Annotated in this window: 12 protein-coding genes and 2 pseudogenes; 8 read left to right on the top strand and 6 right to left on the bottom strand. The window is 70.5% G+C overall.

The window, feature by feature from the left end; translation table 11 throughout:
- Window positions 1-9: 9 nt before the first annotated feature.
- Window positions 10-807 carry an SURF1 family cytochrome oxidase biogenesis protein gene (locus F4553_RS27470; RefSeq protein WP_184841541.1) on the bottom strand — a complete coding sequence of 266 codons (798 nt, stop codon included), beginning with the start codon at window positions 805-807 and terminating at the stop codon, window positions 10-12.
- 277 nt (window positions 808-1,084) lie between these two features.
- Here F4553_RS27470 and F4553_RS27475 point away from each other — a divergent pair, with 277 nt between their 5' ends.
- Window positions 1,085-1,714 carry a GNAT family N-acetyltransferase gene (locus F4553_RS27475; RefSeq protein ID WP_184841543.1) on the top strand — a complete coding sequence of 210 codons (630 nt, stop codon included), beginning with the start codon at window positions 1,085-1,087 and terminating at the stop codon, window positions 1,712-1,714.
- Window positions 1,715-1,762: 48 nt separating this feature from the next.
- Here the strand turns inward: F4553_RS27475 and F4553_RS27480 are convergent, their stop codons facing one another.
- The gene (locus tag F4553_RS27480; RefSeq protein ID WP_184841545.1) at window positions 1,763-4,030 is read right to left on the bottom strand and encodes a transglycosylase domain-containing protein; all 2,268 of its coding nucleotides are present in this window, start codon (window positions 4,028-4,030) and stop codon (window positions 1,763-1,765) included.
- A gap of 126 nt (window positions 4,031-4,156) precedes the next feature.
- Between F4553_RS27480 and cobC the strand changes: the two genes are divergently transcribed.
- The 3 genes and pseudogenes from cobC to cobA all read left to right on the top strand — a co-directional run bounded on the left by cobC (window position 4,157) and on the right by cobA (window position 7,551).
- A complete protein-coding gene (cobC, locus tag F4553_RS27485; RefSeq protein WP_184846974.1) occupies window positions 4,157-5,185 on the top strand; it encodes an Rv2231c family histidinol phosphate aminotransferase CobC in 1,029 nt (342 codons plus the stop codon).
- Between the two features lie 5 nt (window positions 5,186-5,190).
- Window positions 5,191-6,237: pseudogene (cobT, locus tag F4553_RS27490) on the top strand (nicotinate-nucleotide--dimethylbenzimidazole phosphoribosyltransferase); the annotation flags it as partial.
- A gap of 107 nt (window positions 6,238-6,344) precedes the next feature.
- Window positions 6,345-7,551 (top strand): annotated as a pseudogene (gene cobA / locus F4553_RS27495) (uroporphyrinogen-III C-methyltransferase).
- Between the two features lie 66 nt (window positions 7,552-7,617).
- Here cobA and otsB read toward each other — a convergent pair.
- From otsB to F4553_RS27515, 4 genes are all read right to left on the bottom strand, one after another.
- Window positions 7,618-10,176: a trehalose-phosphatase gene (gene otsB, locus F4553_RS27500; protein WP_184841546.1), complete on the bottom strand. Its 2,559-nt coding sequence runs from the start codon at window positions 10,174-10,176 to the stop codon at window positions 7,618-7,620.
- 234 nt (window positions 10,177-10,410) lie between these two features.
- Window positions 10,411-11,823 carry an alpha,alpha-trehalose-phosphate synthase (UDP-forming) gene (locus tag F4553_RS27505; protein ID WP_184841548.1) on the bottom strand — a complete coding sequence of 471 codons (1,413 nt, stop codon included), beginning with the start codon at window positions 11,821-11,823 and terminating at the stop codon, window positions 10,411-10,413.
- Window positions 11,824-11,940: 117 nt separating this feature from the next.
- Window positions 11,941-13,710, bottom strand: coding sequence for an NAD+ synthase (locus tag F4553_RS27510; protein ID WP_184841550.1), 1,770 nt, complete (start codon window positions 13,708-13,710; stop codon window positions 11,941-11,943).
- A gap of 7 nt (window positions 13,711-13,717) precedes the next feature.
- On the bottom strand, window positions 13,718-14,473 hold the full coding sequence (locus tag F4553_RS27515; protein ID WP_184841552.1) for a hypothetical protein: 756 nt from the start codon (window positions 14,471-14,473) through the stop codon (window positions 13,718-13,720).
- A 190-nt stretch (window positions 14,474-14,663) separates the two neighbouring features.
- Here F4553_RS27515 and F4553_RS27520 point away from each other — a divergent pair, with 190 nt between their 5' ends.
- From F4553_RS27520 to F4553_RS27535, 4 genes are all read left to right on the top strand, one after another.
- Entirely contained in the window at window positions 14,664-16,016 is a 1,353-nt protein-coding gene (locus F4553_RS27520; protein WP_184841554.1) for a glutamine synthetase family protein, read from the top strand.
- Between the two features lie 177 nt (window positions 16,017-16,193).
- Window positions 16,194-17,063, top strand: a complete 870-nt coding sequence (locus F4553_RS27525; RefSeq protein WP_184841556.1) for a M23 family metallopeptidase — start codon at window positions 16,194-16,196, stop codon at window positions 17,061-17,063.
- Window positions 17,064-17,079: 16 nt separating this feature from the next.
- The gene (locus F4553_RS27530) at window positions 17,080-17,859 is read left to right on the top strand and encodes a M23 family metallopeptidase (RefSeq protein WP_184841558.1); all 780 of its coding nucleotides are present in this window, start codon (window positions 17,080-17,082) and stop codon (window positions 17,857-17,859) included.
- 127 nt (window positions 17,860-17,986) lie between these two features.
- Window positions 17,987-18,838 carry an oxidoreductase gene (locus tag F4553_RS27535; protein WP_184841560.1) on the top strand — a complete coding sequence of 284 codons (852 nt, stop codon included), beginning with the start codon at window positions 17,987-17,989 and terminating at the stop codon, window positions 18,836-18,838.
- Window positions 18,839-18,857: the final 19 nt, after the last annotated feature.

The following is an 18,857-nucleotide window of genomic DNA, read 5'->3' on the forward strand; positions in this document are numbered from 1 at the left end:
GTCCGCACCCTAACCGACGCGGGCTCGCTCCGCCTCGTTCGCGGGCTCGGCCGCCGGAGCCCGAGCGGCGATGATCTCCTTGCGCAGCAGGTAGAAGTACCCGAAGAGGGTCAGGGCTGCGAAGAGCCACCACTGTGCCACGTAGGCGGCGTTCTGCCATGAGTTCTCACGCTGCACGCCGACGGTCGCGTTGGTCGAGCCGGGTGTGCCGTCCACGGCGAGCAGGTAGGCACCCCACACCGGGTGAGGTACGAGCGTGGCGATCTGGGTGACGCCGATTCGGCGTACCTCAGGATGGCCGTTGATCTGCTCCGGAGCCTGCGCACCGCTCTCCGTGAGGTGGACGCGGCCGATGATCGTGACCCGTCCCGAGGGCGGGGCGGGCACGACCGGGGGCTTCGTCAGACCGGCCGGGTCCGGAGGGATCCAACCCCGGTCGACCAGCACGGCGGTCCCGTCGGAGAGGACGAGCGGGGTGACGATCTCGTAGCCGACCCGGCCCCCGACGGTGCGGTTGCGCACGAGCACCTCGTGCTGCTGGGCATATTCGCCGGTGACCTCGATGCGGCGCCACTGGGCCTCGTCGGCGGGGAGCGGTCCGGCCTGCCCGGCGGGACCGGTGGGCGCGGGGAGCACCTCGTCGAGCGCGGCCGTGGCTCCGGCGGCGCCCGCGTCGATGCGGCCGTTGATCGAGTCGCGCACCTCGTAGCGGGACAGCTGCCACACGCCGAGGAAGACCATGCCGACGGCGAGCGCTATCGCCGCCGCGAGCAGGCCCAGCCAGCGAAAGGTGAGGAAGGTGCGCACCGATCGAGACTAGCCCGACCGCGATCCGCCGAGCCGAGGGGCTCGGTCGCTGCGCTCCCTCACTCCTCAGGCCGGCGCTGTGCCGTCTGCGCGCCTTGCGGGGCTCGGTCGCTGCGCTCCCTCACTCCTCAGGCCGGCGCGGGAAAACATCCAGCCACTTCTCAGCGACAGAGAGCGCGCCGATTCGGGTCCGGCCGGTAACGTGCTCCGCGACGGGATGCCGGGCACAAGAGATCACTGATAGCACTGACAGCACCCTGACTGATCGGAGTACGGCATGACGGAGGTCGCGGTGCGGCGATTCCCTCATCTGACCGTGTCCACGCCACGGCTGGATGTTCGCCAGCTCCAGGCGTCGGATGCCGACGAGGTGGGCCGGATCTTCGGCGACAAGCTCGTGCAGCGCTGGCTGCCCTTCCCCAGCGAGTTCGGGCAGATCGAGGGCAAGGCGTGGTGCACGGAGCTCGCCACCGAGCGGCGCGACAGCGGCGCCGGTGATCATTACGGCATCATCCGGCGCGACGACCAGCGCCTCGTCGGCTGCCTGTGGACCAAGCGGACCGACTGGTCCAGCGGCGTGACCGAGGTCTCCTACGCCGTCTCCGACCAGGTCCGGGGCTTCGGGTTCGCACCGGAGGCGGTCGACGCGCTGACCCTGGCGCTGATCCTGGAGCACGGCTTCCAGCGCATCGAGCTGCGGGTCGCGCCGGGCAACACGGCGTCGCGCCGGGTCGCCGAGAAGGCCGGCTTCACCTATGAGGGCCTGCTGCGCAACTCGGGCTTCGTGCACAGCGGCCGGGTCGACCTGGAGGTCTGGTCCCTGGTCGCCGCGGACCTGCGGGGCAGCAGCCCGGTCCGGGAGAACACCGTCGTCCGGCAACCGGCTCGCGCCGCAGCGGCTGCGTAAACGCCGATGGCCGGCCCCCACGGGGGCCGGCCATCGAAACAGCGCCGATCAGCGGGTCTTCTTCTTCGGCTTGACGACCTTCACCTTGGGCTTGACCGACTTCCTCGGGGTGGACTGGGTGGCGCTGCGCGGCACCATCGCGGTCCGGTTGTTGCCGAGGATGGGCCCCGACGGCGGGGTGAAGCTCCGCTTGGGCTGCCCGGCGAGGGCGTCCCGCAGCGTGTACGCCACCGAGAAGAGCGGGACGTTGTAGTTCCAGTCGCCGACGACGTGGAACGGGTTGTCCGGGTCCGACATGAAGCTCGCCGCAGCCAGCTCCGGGGTGTACCCGACGAACCAGGCGGCCCGGGTGTCGTCCGTGGTGCCTGTCTTGCCGGCGATGGGCCGCTCGGTCCAGGAGTACATGCTCGGCGCCGTCGACCAGCTGCCGCAGCCGCCCTTCGCCGCGCCGTAGCCGGTGACGCACCGGGCGATGTCGGTGAAGCCCCGAGCCACCTGTACGGAGACCGCCTGGCGGCAGCGCGGCTTGGCGATCTCGACCGGGGCACCTCCCGGCGGGGTCCACATCGCCGCCTTGCCCTCCGGTGTGGTGATCGACTGCACCGGGATCGTCTCGCAGTATTTCCCGTCGGCGGCCATCGTGGCGTAGGCGTTCGCCATCTCCAGCGGCGACACGTCGGAGACGCCGAGGGTGAAGGCGCCCCACTCCTTCGAGCGGGGGTATTTCGCCATCATCTGGTCGACGTCGGAGCGCCAGCGCAGGCCCAGGTTCTCGGCCATCTTGACGACCTGGTCGGCGCCGACCTTCTGCTCCAGCTGCACGAAGTAGGTGTTGACGGACTTGCCGAAGCCGGACCACATGTTCTGCGTACCGGTCATGGCGCCGGAGGCGTTCGACGGGCACCAGTGGCCGCCGGCGCAGCTCTTCGGATCGTCCCAGCCGGTCCAGTACTGCGAGGTGAGCCGCTGAGGCGAGTAGAACGACGTGCTGAGCGGGTAACCGGCGCTGAGCGCGGCGACCGCGGTGAAGAGCTTGAACGTCGAGCCGGCCTGGTAACCGGGCAGGTCACCGCCGCCGAGCAGCGGGTTCACCGTGTTCGGGTAGTTGCCCCTGATCTTGCCCTGGCGGGCCGGGTCGGAGTGCTCGCCGTTGTTCTTCTGGTCCAGCGAGTAGACCCGGTTGACGCCCATCGCCTTGACCATGCCGGTGCCCGGCTGCACCAGGACGATGCCGTGGCCGAAGCTGCTGTAGGCGGAGACCTGGTTGTTGACGTTGCGCTGTGCGATCTTCTGGATGCGCGGGTCGAGCGAGGTGACGATGCGGTAGCCGCCTCGGCGGAGCTTGTCCTCGCGCTCGGCCGCGCTGTTGCCGAAGGCCGGCTGCGATGCCCACCAGCTCTTCAGGTAGTCGCAGAAGAAGCCCCAGCTGTTGTAGGCCTTCGGCACCGAGATGCAGTCGTTCGGCGGCACCGTGATCTTCAGCTTGATCGGCAGCACCTTCGCCTTGTCTGCGTCGGCGGCGGTGATGTAGCCGAGCTCCTTCATCTTGTCGATGACGTAGTTGCGGCGTTCCGTCGCGGCGCGCGGGTCCGATGCGGCCGGGTCGTACGCCGAGGGCGCCTTGACCAGACCGGCGAGCGTGGCGGCCTCGGTGACGGTGAGGTCCTTGGGCAGCTTGGAGAAGAAGATCTGCGAGGCGGCGAAGATGCCGTAGGCGCGGTGCCCGAAGTAGGCCACGTTGAGGTAGCGCTCCAGGATGTCCCGCTTGCTGATCTGCTTCTCCAGCGCGATCGCCATCCGCATCTCGCGGAGCTTGCGGGCGCTGGTCTGCTCGGTCGCCTGCATGACCTCGGCCGGGGTCTGCGCACTGTCACGCAGCGATGCCCTGACGTACTGCATGGTCAGCGTCGAGGCGCCCTGGGAGACCTCGCCGGCGCTGTGGTTGGCGACGAAGGCCCGCACGATGCCCTTGGTGTCCACGCCGTTGTGCTCGTAGAACCGGGCATCCTCGCTCGCCACGATGGCGTTGACGATGTTCTCCGAGATCTCCGGCATCGGGGTGTATTTGCGATGTTCTTCATAGAACATCGTCATCAGCGTCTTGCCGTCGTTGGCATAGACGTATGTCGTCTGCGAGGGCGGAACGATGTTGAGGTCGCTCGGCAGGGACTGGTAATAGTCGACGCCGGCCTTGACCCCCAGGCCGCCGACGGCGGCGAGCGGATACGTGACCGCGGCGACGACCACGCCCGAGATCAGTCCGGCTCGAAGGAGCGGGGTAAGCCGCCCGGCGGCAGCGAGGGTGCGCTTTATCACCTGTTCAAGGTATGACATAGCGCTCTAATACGTGATTGAAAGCGACAAACGACGCGACGAAGTTTCGCCCTCCGTCGGCTAGCCGACAGTGGCCTGTGATCTCCTAACGACGTGATCCACCCCGACATGACGGCCCTCACCCATCACGGTGACACCGAGATCGGGCCGGGGCTGGTCGACCTCGCGGTCAACGTCCGCACCGCGCCCCGCCCGTCCTGGCTGGACGAACCGATCCGCGCCGCCCTCGACGACCTGGCGAGATACCCCGACGGGCGCGAGGCCCGCGCGGCCGTCGCGGCGCGGCACCACCGCCCGGCCGCCGAGGTGCTCCTGACCGCGGGGGCCGCGCAGGCCTTCACGCTGGTCGCTCAGGCTCCGCTGGGGGTACGCCACCCGCTCGTCCTGCACCCGCAGTTCACCGAGCCGGAGGCCGCTCTGATCGGGGCGGGGCACCGGGTGGACCGGGTGGTCCTCGCGCCCCCGTTCACCCTGGACCCGGCCCTGGTCCCCGAGTCCGCCGACCTCGTGGTGATCGGCAACCCCACCAACCCGACCTCGGTGGCCCACCCGGTGGCGACGATCGAGGCGCTGGCCCGCCCCGGCCGGATCCTGCTCGTCGACGAGGCCTTCGCCGACACGATCCCCGGCGAGCCCCACTCCGTCGCCGACCGCCGCGACCTGCCCGGACTGCTCGTCCTGCGCAGCCTCACCAAGACCTGGGGCCTGGCCGGGCTGCGGATCGGCTACCTGCTCGGCCCGGCGGAGCTGATCGAGCGGCTCGCCGCGGTGGCACCGCTCTGGCCGGTCAGCACCCCCGCACTCGCGGCCGCCACGGCGTGCGCGTCACCGCTCGCCCGCTCGACGGCCGATCGAATCGCAATGGAGTTGGCTATCGAGCGGGATCATCTTGTGAGGCTGCTCCGCGAGGTCCCCGGGCTGGTCGTGAACCCCGACCCGGCGAGTTCCTTCGTTCTGGTGCAGGTCAGTGGGGCTGATCAAGCACGACTGGAGTTGAGATCACGGGGCTTCGCCGTCCGCCGTGGTGATACGTTCCCGGGGCTTGACCGGGACTGGCTGCGGATAGCCGTCCGGGACACGGCGACGAGCGAGGCATTCGTCGCCGTACTGCACGGGGTGTTGGGGGACATGGCATGAGCGAGCTGCTGGATCGCACCGTCGTCGCGATCGGGCCGCCGGACGAGGGCGCGATGGCACAGGCCCGGGAGCTGCAGGGACGGCTGACGAAGCCGGCCGGCTCGCTGGGCCGCCTGGAGGAGCTCTCGATCCGCCTCGCCGGGCTCGCCCGAACCTGCCCGCCACCGCCGGTCGATCCGGCCGCCGTGGCGGTCTTCGCGGGTGACCACGGCGTCCACGCGCAGGGTGTCACGCCCTGGCCGCGCGAGGTGACCGCCCAGATGGTGCACAACTTCGTCACCGGCGGCGCGGTCGTCAACGCCTTCGCCCGCCAGGTCGGCGCCTCCGTGACCGTGGTCGACGTCGGTGTCGCCGTGGAGCTGCCGCCCTCGCCCCACCTGCTCGACCGCAAGGTGCGCGAGGGCACCCGGGACATGACGGTCGAGACCGCGATGACCAGGGACGAGGCGATCCGGGCGATCGAGGTCGGCATCGAGGTCGCCGACCGGCTGCTCGACGCGGGCGCGCACACCCTGATCACCGGCGACATGGGCATCGCCAACACGACCCCGTCGGCCGCCCTGATCGCGGCCTTCACCGGTGCCGACCCGGGTGTCGTCACCGGCCTCGGCACGGGCATCGACAGCGAGACCCACCACCGCAAGGTCGAGGTGATCCGCGCGGCACTGGCGCTGCACCGGCCGTCACCGCAGGACCCGATCGGCGTCCTGGCCTGCGTCGGCGGGCTCGAGCACGCGGCGATCACCGGCTTCATCCTGCGCGCCGCCGCTCGCCGCCACCCCGTCATCCTCGACGGCGTCATCGCCTGCTCGGCGGCGCTGGTCGCGGCTGCGATCGCCCCCGAGTCGGTCACCGCGATGGTCGCCGGGCACCTCTCGGTCGAGCCGGGAGCGGCTGCCGCCCTCGCCCACCTGGACCTTTCGCCGCTGCTCGACCTGGGACTGCGCCTCGGCGAGGGCACCGGCGCGGTGCTGGCCCTGCCGATCGTCGCGAGCGCGGTCCGCGCCCTGCACGAGGTGGCCACCTTCGACACCGCCGGCGTCACCGACGCCGCGCACGGTGACGCCAGCCCCGACCAAGACCGCCGCAACTCTTCAAGAGTCGGTCCTATGGACGGCCATCCGGTGGGTGCCGGGCCGGTGGACGTGGTGAACGAGCCGTGAGCCAGCTCTACCCCCTCGGGCTGCGCCTCGCCGGGCTGCGGGTCGTCGTCGTCGGTGGCGGCGCCATCGCCACGCGTCGGGTGCCGTCGCTGCTCGCCTCGGAGGCCGTCGTCGTCCTCGTCTCGCCGGAGATCACCCCGGCGCTGCAGGGGCTCGTCGAGGCCGGGCGGCTGGAGTGGATCCAGCGGCGATTCGAGCCCGCCGACCTCGACGGTGCCTGGCTCGTGCAGGTCGCCGTCGACGACTCGACCGCCGCGCAGCAGGTCAGCGCGGCGGCGGCGGAGCGGCGCGTCTTCTGCGTACGCGCCGATGATCGGGACGCGGCGACGGCCTGGACGCCGGCGGTGACCCGGCAGGGCGCGGTGACCGTGGCCGTTCTCGGCGGTGGCTCGCCGCGCCTGTCGATGGCGGTGCGGGACCGGATCGCCGAGCTGCTCGCGGGCTCCGCCGCCCCGGCCGACCTCGCCGAGCTGCGCGGCACGGTCGCCCTGGTCGGCGGCGGTCCCGGCGATCCGGCGCTGATCACGGTCAAGGGGCGGCTGCTCGTCAACGCCGCCGATGTCGTCGTCGCCGACAGGCTCGCGCCGGGGCTGCTCCTCGACGAGCTCGCGCCGACGGTCGAGGTGATCGACGTGGCGAAGCTGCCCTACGGACCGGCGGCGCTGCAGGAGCACATCAACGAGATCCTGATCGACCGGGGCCCGGGCGGGCAAGTTCGTCGTGCGGCTCAAGGGCGGTGACTCGTTCGTCTTCGGCCGGGGCGGCGAGGAGCTGATCGCCTGTGCCGACGCGGGCGTACCGGTGACGATCGTGCCGGGGGTGACCAGCGCGATCTCGGTGCCCGCGATGGCCGGGATCCCGGTCACGCACCGGGGGGTCGCCCACGACTTCACCGTCCTGACCGGGCACCTCGCCCCGTCGAACCCGGGCTCGCTCATCGACTGGCCGTCGCTGGGCGGTTCGCGCGGCACGATCGTGGTGCTGATGGGGCTGCGGCACCTCGCCGAGATCGCGCAGACCCTGATCACGCACGGCCGCGATCCCGGGACACCGGCCGCCGTGGTCCAGGAGGGCACCACCTCCACCCAGCGGCAGGTACGCGCACCGCTGGCCGGAATAGCCGAGGCGGCCGAGGCGGCGGGTCTGCGTACCCCCGTGATCACGGTGATCGGCGACGTGGTCGGCGCCCTGCCTCAAGCCTGAGTCACGTTTTGCAGCAAAGCGTGGTCTAGATCGCGATCTAGACCACGCTTTGCTGCAAAACGTGACTCAGTCGGCGTCGTCGAGCAGGATGGCGCAGCGGATCAGGCCCAGGTGGCTGTAGGCCTGCGGGTGATTGCCGAGGCCCCGCTCACCGTCGGGGTCGTACTGCTCGGGGAGCAGCCCCGTCGGACCGGCCGTGTCGATCATCTGGGCGAAGAGCTCCTCGGCATCGGCCCGCCGACCCGTACGCAGGTAGGCCTCGATCAGCCACGCCGTGCAGATGTGGAAGCCGCCCTCCCGTCCGGGCATGCCGTCGTCCCAGCGGTAGCGGTAGACGACGGGACCGCTGCGCAGCTCCGCCTCGATCGCGAGCACCGTCGAGAGGAAGCGCGGGTGGTCGTCCGGGAGCAGCCCGGACAGGCCGATCCAGAGCGACGACGCGTCCATCTCCGGGTGGCCGTAAGCGACGCTGTAGGCGCCCGCCTCGGGGTGCCAGCCGAGTTCGAGGACGTTCTCGGCGATGCGGTCGGCGAGCTCGGCCCACTCGCTCCACTCGGCCCGGTCCTTGCCGTGCTGCTGGGCGACCTTGACCGCGCGGTCCACGGTCATCCAGCACATCACCTTGGAGTAGACGTGGTGGCGAGGTGCCAGCCGCGCCTCCCAGAGCCCGTGGTCGGGCTCGTGCCAGCGCCGCTCGACCGCCTGGACCATGGCGGTGAGCACCCGCCACTCCTCGTCGAAGATCTTGCCGCGCTTGTCGACCACGGCCCAGAGCAGGTCCGCGACCGGCCCGAAGACGTCGAGCTGGAGCTGCGAGTCAGCGGCGTTGCCCACCCGGACCGGCCGGGATCCGGCATAGCCGGGCAGCGCGTCGATCACCGCCTCGGCGCCGAGCAGCAGCCCGTCGATGGAGTAGAGCGGGTGCAGGCGTTCGGGGTGGCCGCCGGTGCGCTCGACACAGCCGTCGACCCAGCGCAGCAGGGCCTCCGCCTCGCTCAGCGACCCCAGGTCGACGAGCGCTCGGGCGGTCATGGAGGCGTCGCGCAGCCAGCAGTACCGGTAGTCCCAGTTGCGGATCCCGCCGAGCTCCTCCGGGAGCGACGTGGTCGCCGCCGCGAGGATGCCGCCGGTGGGCTGGTGGCACAGCCCCCGCAGGGTGAGCGCGCTGCGCAGCACCTCCTCCCGGTGCCGGGTCGGCAGCGTGAGCGACGACGCCCAGTCCCGCCACGGCCGCTCGACCTGCTCCAACCGCTCGCCGGTGGAGAGCGGGTGCGGCCCGAGCTCATCGGTGTCGAAGCGCAGCTCCAGCAGGACCTCGCCGCCCATCTCCCGCAGGTCGAACCGGGCCCGGGCGGTCTCGTTCTCGTGGTCGGGAAGGATCTCCCACTCGACCCCGGGGGAGTAGAGCGAGGTCGGCTCGTTGGAGCCGAGCAGGCGCAGCCCGTCGCCGAGCGGCTGCAGGCTGACCGCCACGGCACCGAAACCGGGCCGCGGGGCGAAGGTGACGACGACGGGAACGTTTCCGGTGATCCGGCGCAACAGGCTGTTGCCGTCGAGCCAGTCCGTCACCGTCAATCCCGACCAACGGGTCTCCACGGTCATGGTGCGGGGCCGGTAGCGCTGGCCCAGCGGCAGGCCGCCGCGCTCGGGCGAGATGGAGAAGTGCCCGGCCGGCGAGCCGCCGAGCAGGTCGGCGAAGATCGCCGCCGAGTCCGGCCGCGGGTGGCAGAGCCAGGTCAACCGGGCATCGGGGGTAAGCAGGGCGACGGTGCTCCCGTCGGCGAGCATCGAGTGGCGCTCGATCGGCACCGCCCGCTCGCCGAAGAGCCAGTTGCGCCGGGTCTGCAGCAGCAGGCCGAGGCAGCGCACCGCCTCCTCCGGATCGGCGACCCGGAAGGGTGCGGCGGTGTCGCCCTCGCCGATCTTGACGCCGAGGTCGGGGCCGTGCAGCTTGAGGAAGACCGTCTCGTCGGTGGAGTCGTCGCCGAGGAAGAGGACGGCGCTCGCTGAGAGCTGCGTACGCAGCATGTCGACGGCGGCGCTCTTCTCGCTGGAGAGCACCGAGAGCTCGGTGACCTCCTTGCCGTGTGCGACGTGCACCCCGGGCCAGGTGGCGGGGCCGTCGAGGATCTCGTCGAGGGCACGGCGCGCGATCACGGGGTCGATGCCCCGGGTGTGCACGGTGACGCTGCCGGGCTTCGGCTCCAGCCGGATGCCGGGGTGGCGTGAGATGACCTCGGTCAGCGCCACCCCCAGTCGCGTACGCAGATCGACGAGCTCCGGGTCGAGCCGTTGGACGAAGCCGACGTCGAACTCGGAGCCGTGCGACCCGATCAGGTGCACCTCGCTGGGCAGGCGCGACAGGGCGGCGAGGTCCCGTAGGGCTCGGCCGGAGACGACGGCGACGGAGGTCTGCGGGAGGGCGGCGAGCGATCTGATCGCTGCGATCGCCTCCGGCAGGGGTACCGCGGCCGTGAAGTCCTCCACCAGCGGTGCGAGCGCGCCGTCATAGCCGCAGGCGATGAGGAGCTGCGGTACGCGGGCGATGCGGTTGAGTGCCGCTCGCAGTCCGTGGTCGAAGCCGTCTGGTGTGAGTTCGGCGGTGGTGCTCGTGGCGATATTCATCTCTGCGGACCCAGGTTGAGAAGGAACGAACGCGCCGCTCGGGTCACGTCGTCGCAGCGGAGGTGGCGATTCGTGGTCCCGGCCCGTTGCGGGGCCGGTGCCGGGTCGATATGCATGGTTCAGCCTAAGGCGTTTCACCGGACAAACCTCGCCAGACGCATTCCCTTCTCCGCGTGGATGTCGCCTGGTTCTGTCGGACAGCCGGAGCGCGTCGACCCTTATCCGCGGAGGCGACTAATCGTCGCTGGGTTGGCCCACGCTCTTCAGGTCGTCGAGGAACGAGTGCGACCAGTAGGCGACATCGTGCTTGCGGATCTGGCGCTGCATCGCCGCCATCCGCCGGCGCCCCTCCTCCGGGTCCATGTTGGTGGCCCGGATGATCGCGTCCTTGAGCGCGTCGAGGTCGTGCGGGTTGCAGAGCAGTGCCTGGCGCAGCTCGTTGGCGGCTCCGGCGAACTCGCTCAGCACCAGCGCGCCGCCGGTGTCCGCGCGGGAGGCGACATACTCCTTCGCCACCAGGTTCATCCCGTCGCGCAGCGGGGTCACGATCATGACGTCGGCCGCGCGGTAGAGGGCGGCCAGTTCCCGTCGGCTGTACGACTGGTGCAGGTAGTGCACCGCCGACACCCCGACCCGCCCGAACTCGCCGTTGATCCGGCCGACCTCGCGCTCCACGCGTACCCGCAGCGTCTGGTAATGGCCGACGCGCTCCCGGCTGGGCGTCGCGACCTGGACCATCACGGTCTCCGGCACGGACAGGCGCTCCTCGGAGAGCAGCTCCCGATAGGCCTTCAGGCGCCGCTCGATGCCCTTGGTGTAGTCGAGCCGGTCGACGCCCAGGATGATCGTCTTGGGGTTGCCCAGCTCGGCGCGGATCTCCTCGGCCCGGGCGCGGATCTCCGGCTCGTTGCTGAGGTCCTCGATCTCCTTGGTGTCGATCGAGATCGGGTAGGCGGCGGCCTTGATCTGCCGGCCCTCGTACTCGATGACGTTGCCGGAGTATGCGCAGCCCAGCACGTGGTGGGCGAGGCGGACGAAATTCTGCGCGCCCATCTTCTGCTGGAAGCCGATGAGGTCGGCGCCGAGGAGGCCGCGCACGATCTCGGCCCGCTGCGGGAGCTGCATGAAGAGCTCGATCGGCGGGAACGGGATGTGCAGGAAGAAGCCGATCTTCAGGTCGGGCCGGCGGTCCCGGAGCATCGCGGGCACGAGCTGGAGCTGGTAGTCCTGCACCCAGACCGTGGCGTCGGGCGCGGCGACCTTGGCCGCTGCCTCGGCGAAGCGTTCGTTGACCTCGCGATAGGACTGCGCCCACCGGCGGCTGAAGTAGGGCGGCTCCACGGCGTCGTGGTAGAGCGGCCACAGGGTGGCGTTGGACATGCCCTCGTAGTAGCGCTCGAGGTCGTCCTCGCTGAGGGCCACCGGGTGCAGGCTGATGCCGTCGGACCGGAAGGGGACGGGAGCGGGACCGGCCGCGCCCGACCAGCCGACCCAGGTGCCCTCGTGCTCGACGAGCACGGGGTCAAGGGCGGTGACCAGCCCGCCGGGGCTACGAGCCCAGCGTTGACCATCTACGCGATCCGCTTCGGGTATCTCATCCACGGGAAGGCGATTTGCGATGATTACAAACGAAGATCTTCCGGTCATGATGACTACATACCCACCATGACCCGAGTATTACCGAGTTTTCGGCACCGTGTCGGAAGATCACATTTCTCATCACGCCCAGCCCGGCCGCGTGGACGGCGGCCGGGGAGCGTGCCGTCAGGCGGCCGTCTCGCGCCAGCGGTTGGTGATCGGCAGCCGCCGGTCGCGCCCGAACGCCTTGAAGCTGATCTTGGTGCCGGGTGCGGACTGGCGGCGCTTGTACTCCGCGAGGTCGACCATCCGCATCACCCGGTCGACGAGCGCGGGGTCGTGACCTGCGGCGATGAGGTCGTCGCGACCGCGGTCGCCCTCGACGTAGCCCAGCAGGATGTCGTCGAGCACCGCGTAATCGGGCAGCGAGTCGGTGTCGAGCTGGCCGGGGCGAAGCTCCGCGCTCGGCGGCTTGGCGATCGAGTTCTCCGGGATCGGCGGCACCTGGTCGCGCGCCGCGGCGTCGTCGTTGCGCCACCGGGCCAGCTCCCAGACGAGCGATTTTGGCACGTCCTTGAGCGGGTTGAAGCCGCCCACCGAGTCGCCGTAGAGCGTGGAGTAGCCCACCGCGAGCTCGCTCTTGTTACCGGTGGTGAGAACGAGGTGCCCCTCCTGGTTGGAGAGGGCCATCAGGATCACTCCGCGCACCCTCGCCTGAAGGTTCTCGATCGCGAGCCCGGCGAGGTTCATGTTGGCGAGGAAGGCGTCGACCATCGTCGCGATCGGTTCGGTGCGGAAGTCCAGCCCCGAGCGCTTCGCGAGGTCCGCCGCGTCGTCGCGGGAGTGACCCGAGGAGAACTCGCTCGGCATCGAGACCCCGACGACCCGCTGGCCGCCGAGCGCGTCGACCGCGATGGCGGCGACGACCGCCGAGTCGATGCCGCCGGACAGGCCCAGCACCACCGACTTGAACCGGTTTTTCTCCACGTAGTCGCGCAGGCCCAGCACGAGGGCTCCCCAGACCTCGGCGAGGTCGCTGAGCCGCTCGGCGACGCCGCCGACCTGCGGCGCACCCGCGGGCGTCTGCCAGGCGGTCGGCACCTCGACCCGGCGGACTGCCATCTCGCCCAGGCCGCCCGTGGGCGCGTCGGCGACGGCGACCGGGAGGGTCACGTCGTGGATGAGCAGCGCCTCGGTGAACTGCTGCGCGCGGGCGAGCAGCTCGCCGGAGGGCGCCACGATCATCGAGTCGCCGTCGAAGGTGAGCTCGTCCTGGCCGCCGACCATGTTGACGTAGGCGACCGTCGCGTGCGCCTCGGCCGCCCGCCGGGCAACGAGGGAGAGCCGGGCGTCGTCCTTGTCGCGCTCGTAGGGCGAGCCGTTGATGTTGAGCACGAGACCGACCCGCGCGGCTGCCGCGACGGCGAAGGGCCCGCCCGGCTGCCAGATGTCCTCGCAGATGGTGAGCGCCACGTCGACCTGCTCGTCGCCGATGCCGAGCCTTACGACGGTCAGCGTGTCGCCGGGCACGAAGTAGCGGTCCTCGTCGAAGACGCCGTAGTTGGGCAGGTGGTGCTTGAAGTAGGTGGCGGCAACACCGCCCCGGTGCAGCACCGCCTGCGCGTTGCGCGGCCCGCGCCGGACCGTCGTGTCGTCGCCGAGCCGGGCCGGGCCGTCGGCGTCGAGGTAGCCCACGACCACCGCGAGCTCACCGAAGCCGCCTGCGTCGAGGTCGGCGGCGAGCTTCGCCAGGGCGCGCTGGGACGAGGTGACGAAGGCATCCCGGAAAGTGAGGTCTTCGACCGGATATCCGGTCAGCACCATCTCGGGGAAGACGACGAGGTGCGCGCCGGATCGCGCGGCTGCTGCGGTGCGTTCGCGGATCAGGGCGGCGTTGCCACTGAGATCACCGACGACTGGGTTGACCTGTGCGAGGGCTATGCGCAAAGTCGGCATGTCAACATCATGCCCCGCCAGGGCTGGTTTTGGCTTCCGGCTGCAGGGGCAGGATCTTCGACAGGGTCTGGTCGAGCAGCTCCGCCACCTGCTGGTCGAGCTGCTGCTCGGCGCTGGTCGGGCCCAGCCTGCGCAGCACGGAGATGGCCGAGCCGACCCGCCCGACGGCGAGGTAGCCGGTCTTGGTGGAGGTGGCGGAACTCACGGTCAGCCGCACGGTGTAGGAGCGCCCCAGCAGCGGCAGGCCGGGCTTGCCGGCGTCGAGCCGGACCCGGACCCGGGCGCCGTCCACGACCGTGGTGAAGTCCCGGCAGGCCTTGGTGGTGGCGAGCAGCGAGTCGAAGGTCTTCGCCGCGTCACCGCTCGACAGCACCCGCAGGGCCTGGTCGAGGACGCTCTTGTCCGGCGCGATGTGCCTGGTCGAGGCGTCGCCGTCGGCGTTGCGGCCGCTCGCCGAGGCGAGGCTGATCAGTTCGGCCGGGTCGGCGACGAGCGCCCGGCAGCGGGAGTTGCTCGCCTCCGTGCGCGGTGCGGGCGAGGACGGCAGGGTCGCGCTGGGGGACAGGACCAACGGCAGGTCCGGCCCGGCCACCTGCGCGGTCTGCAGGTCCGCCTGGATCGCCTCGCGGGGGCCGGGGTGCGGGTCCGACCGCGGGTGCGGCCGCAACCCGAGCACGCCCAGCAGGGTGAGTACGCCGACCGTCACGCACCCCAGCGCGGCACCCGTCACGATGGCCCTGCGCCGTGCTCGGTCGAGTCTCATCGTGCCACCCCGGTATGCCTGCCAGCCCTGTGCTCCGCAGGCTCAACGGCCTGATGGGTCAGCGGTTGCGGCATGCGGGATGTGTAACCTCCGCGTAACGTGATCAGTGTTGACTGAGCGACCGGGCAGCCGAAGGCTGCGCGACCCGCCCCGCCCGGCGCTGGAAGCCATGCATGGAAGAGGTCTGGCTGTGGATCGTCAGCAGGAGTTCGTGCTCCGCACGCTCGAAGAGCGCGACATCCGTTTCGTCCGGCTGTGGTTCACCGACGTGCTCGGCACGCTGAAGTCCGTGAGCGTGGCCCCGGCCGAGCTGGAGGCCGCCTTCGAGGAGGGCATCGGCTTCGACGGCTCCGCGATCGAGGGGTTCGCCCGGGTCTTCGAGTCGGACATGGTCGCGATGCCCGATCCGACCACCTTCCAGGTCTTCCCCTTCGAGGGCGGCGCCTCCGGCGAGAGCGCCCGGATGTTCTGCGACATCCTGCTGCCCGACGGCAACGCGAGCTGGGCCGATCCGCGCCATGTGCTGCGGCGCTCGCTCTCCAAGGCCGCCGAGAAGGGCTTCACCTTCTACACCCACCCGGAGATCGAGTTCTTCCTGCTGGAGGACGGACCCAACGACGGCAGCCCGCCCAAGCCGGTCGACTCGGGCGGCTACTTCGACCACACCACGCACGTCGTCGCGCGGGACTTCCGCCGCCAGGCCGTGCTCGCGCTGGAGCGGATCGGCATCTCGGTCGAGTTCAGCCACCACGAGGTCGCCCCCGGCCAGCAGGAGATCGACCTGCGCTACGCCGACGCGCTGACGACCGCCGACAACATCATGACCTTCCGGCACGTGATGAAGGAGGTGGCGCTCTCGCACGGCGTCCGGGCCACCTTCATGCCGAAGCCCTTCACCGACCAGCCCGGCAGTGGCATGCACACGCACCTCTCGCTCTTCGAGGGTGAGCGCAACGCCTTCCACGACCCGGCCGACCCGCACAAGCTCTCCGACGTGGCGAAGGCGTTCATCGCCGGCATCCTCACCCACGCCCGCGAGTTCACCGCCGTCACCAACCAGTGGGTCAACTCCTACAAGCGGCTCTTCCCGCAGCAGCTCGCCGACCGGATCACCGAGTCGCCGGCCTACGTCTGCTGGGGGCACGTCAACCGGTCGGCGCTGGTGCGGGTGCCCGCCTATGGCAAGCCCAACTCGGCCCGGGTGGAGGTGCGCTCGATCGACAGCGCCACCAACCCCTACCTCGCCTACGCGGTGCTGCTCGGTGCCGGTCTGAAGGGCATCGAGGAGGGCTACGAGCTGCCGCCCGGCGCCGAGGACGACGTGTGGTCGCTCTCCAACGCCGAGCGCAAGGCGATGGGCTACGAGGCGCTGCCGGAGAACCTCAGCGAGGCGATCGAGGTGATGGCGGGCTCCGAGCTCGTCGCGGAGGTGCTCGGCGAGCACGTCTTCGACTTCTTCCTGCGCAACAAGCGCGCCGAGTGGGAGGAGTACAGGCGCGAGGTGACGCCCTATGAGCGGCGGCGCTACCTCGGCGCGCTGTAGTTCCCGACGACTGAAAGCGCCTCCCGTTCACCTGCCTGGGTGAACGGGAGGCGCTTTTTCGGCGTACATCGATGGGTTGTAGGGGTTTTGGAGGGCCGCTGGAGGGACGACCGCGAGGCTGAGCGCACCCCGCGCAGCAACGGGTCTTGTCCACCATCCACCGGAGGGACCGTCCATATGCGATTGAACGTCCTGCTCCGTGCCGCCGCCACCCTCGTGCTCGGCGTCACCGGAACCCTGCTCCTCGGCACACCAGCGCACGCGGCACCGTCGTTCCAGCTCCCGTTCCCCTGCGGGCAGACCTGGTCGGGCAACAGCAGCGGCAGCAGCGCCCACGTCTCGTGGGAGATCGACTTCAATCGCGGGTCGACCCCCACCGCCGACCTGGGCGACACCGTCGTCGCGGCGGCTGCGGGAACCGTCGAGGTCTCCGCGCACCAGGGCGAGGTCAACGGCTACGGCAACCTCATCGTCATCAACCACGGCGGCGGCTACTACACCTACTACGCGCACCTCGACGCCCGGGCCGTGAGCGCGGGCCAGGCGGTGCTGCGCGGCCAGGCGATCGGCGCCCTCGGCAACACCAGCCGCACCGGCAACAACATCAGCCCGCACCTGCACTACGAGGTGCGCTACCCGGACCGGTCGCAGTCGCACATCATCAAGTCGGTCTTCAACGGGAGCACCTTCCCCTACAACGTCGGCTCGGTGACGAGCAACAACTGCGCCACCTCCTACGACCCCGCCGCCGAGTGCGGTGCGGGCTTCCAGATGACCGACTCGGTGAAGCTCGGCAGCGCCGGCACGGTCAACCTGCTCTGGAAGGGCTCCACCAGCCAGAACTGCGTGATCACCCTGAAGATGGCGAGTGTCGGCACCCCCACCGCCACCAGCGCCTTCCTCGAACCACAGGGCGCATCACGCACCACCGACTCCGGCAGCTTCTCCTACTTCGCCGGGCCCGTCATCCGGACCGCGCCGAACTGCGTCAAGTGGGGCGGCAGTGCGGGCGGCACGAGTTACACCTCCCCCTTCGAACACTGCTGACGACAGGGAAATCACCATGATTGGCAAGACTCTCCGGCTCACCCTCGCCGCGGTCGTCGCCGGTGCGGCGATCATCATCCCCAGCGCCCCGGCGCTCGCCGCGCCCGTCTTCAAGGTCCCCTTCCCCTGCGGGCAGGTCTGGTCCGGCCAGACCCGCTCCGACCACAGCCCCGCCTACGCGGTCGACTTCAACCGCACCAATGACGACGGTGACCCGGTCGTCGCCAGCGCTCCCGGCACGGTCGACGTCGTCGCCAACCTGGGCAGCACGAGCTACGGCAAGTACGTCCGGATCAACCACGGCAACGGCTGGACGACCTACTACGCCCACCTGAGCAGCTTCAACACCTCCGTCGGCGCCGTGGTCGGCTACGGCAAGGTGATCGGCTACGTCGGCACCACCGGCGGATCCACCGGACCCCACCTGCACTACGAGCAGCGCTCCGGCGGCAACGACGTGCAGGTCAAGTTCGACGGCGCCACCGCGCTCTACTGGGGCACCAAGAACTACACCAGCACCAACGCCTGCTCGGGCAGCTCGACCGGCGCGGGCACGGTCAACACGGCGGGCTCGCCGCTGACGATCCGCTCCGGCCCGGGCACGGGCTACTCCTCCGTCGGCACGGTCGCGGACGGCGCGGGGGTCACGATCTACTGCCAGACATCGGGTACGACGGTGACGGGCACCTACGGCACCAGCAGCATCTGGGACCGGATCGGCACCGGCAAGTTCATCTCGGACGCCTACGTCTACACCGGATACGACGGTTACATCCCCGGCGTACCGCGCTGCTAGTCGAGTTCCTCCCCGCTACGGGCCGGCCGGCCGCACCTCGGTCGGCCCGTTCCGCTGTCCCGCCGGTGTCATCGAGCTGCTCGGCCGGTTTGGCGTCGGGTCCGCTCGGGGTCATAGGGTGGGAATCATGATCGATTCTCCGAAAGTCTGGTTCATCACCGGAGCATCGCGCGGCCTGGGTGCGGCCGTCGTCACCGAGGCACTGGCTCGCGGCCATCGGGTCGTCGCCACCGGCCGGGACGCCGACGCCGTCCGGCGCGCCTTTCCTGCCGCCGACTCGCTGCTCGCCCTCGCCCTCGACGTGACCGACGAGCAGAGCGTCCAGGCGGCGGTCGGCGCGGCCGTCGAGCACTTCGGCCGGATCGACGTGCTGGTCAACAATGCCGGGCGCGGGCTGATCGGTGCGGTCGAGGAGGTCTCGGACAGCGCTGCCCGGGCGGTCTTCGACACCAACGTCTTCGGCGTACTCACCGTGCAGCGGGCGGTCCTGCCGACCCTGCGAGCGCAGGGCTCCGGGCACGTCATCAACATCAGCTCCGTCGGCGGCTTCGCCCGTGCCGCACCCGGCTGGGGCCTCTACGCCTCGACGAAGTTCGCCCTCGAAGGGCTGACCGAGGCGCTCAACGCCGAACTGGTGCCGCTCGGCATCAACGTCACGATCGTCGAGCCGGGCGGGTTCCGGACAGACTTCCTCGACGGGTCCAGCCTGCACATCGAGCCGACCGTGATCGACGACTACGCGGCCACGTCCGGCCTGACGCGGGGGATCCCGGCGGAGCACAACCACGCTCAGCGCGGCGACCCGGCCAAGGCGGCGATCGCGATCGTCGACCTCACCGAGGCCACCGATCCGCCGCTGCGCCTGCAGCTGGGCGCCGACTCGGTGGCCCGGATCGAGGCGAAGCTGGCTCTGGTCCACACGGAGCTGGAGACGTGGCGCAAGGTGGCCCTCGCCACCGACCACGACGACGTGGTCTGACCCCGCTCGTTTCCGCTCG

Origin of the sequence: Allocatelliglobosispora scoriae (assembly GCF_014204945.1) — a bacterium.
Classification (GTDB): Bacteria; Actinomycetota; Actinomycetes; order Mycobacteriales; family Micromonosporaceae; genus Allocatelliglobosispora; species Allocatelliglobosispora scoriae.

Coding starts and splice junctions, on each gene's coding strand:
- F4553_RS27475 (WP_184841543.1), top strand. CDS start 1,085: ATGACGGAGGTCGCGGTGCGGCGATTCCCTCATCTGACCGTGTCCACG.
- cobC (WP_184846974.1), top strand. CDS start 4,157: ATGACGGCCCTCACCCATCACGGTGACACCGAGATCGGGCCGGGGCTG.
- otsB (WP_184841546.1), bottom strand. CDS start 10,176: ATGAATATCGCCACGAGCACCACCGCCGAACTCACACCAGACGGCTTC.
- F4553_RS27505 (WP_184841548.1), bottom strand. CDS start 11,823: ATGACCGGAAGATCTTCGTTTGTAATCATCGCAAATCGCCTTCCCGTG.
- F4553_RS27510 (WP_184841550.1), bottom strand. CDS start 13,710: ATGCCGACTTTGCGCATAGCCCTCGCACAGGTCAACCCAGTCGTCGGT.
- F4553_RS27515 (WP_184841552.1), bottom strand. CDS start 14,473: ATGAGACTCGACCGAGCACGGCGCAGGGCCATCGTGACGGGTGCCGCG.
- F4553_RS27525 (WP_184841556.1), top strand. CDS start 16,194: ATGCGATTGAACGTCCTGCTCCGTGCCGCCGCCACCCTCGTGCTCGGC.
- F4553_RS27530 (WP_184841558.1), top strand. CDS start 17,080: ATGATTGGCAAGACTCTCCGGCTCACCCTCGCCGCGGTCGTCGCCGGT.
- F4553_RS27535 (WP_184841560.1), top strand. CDS start 17,987: ATGATCGATTCTCCGAAAGTCTGGTTCATCACCGGAGCATCGCGCGGC.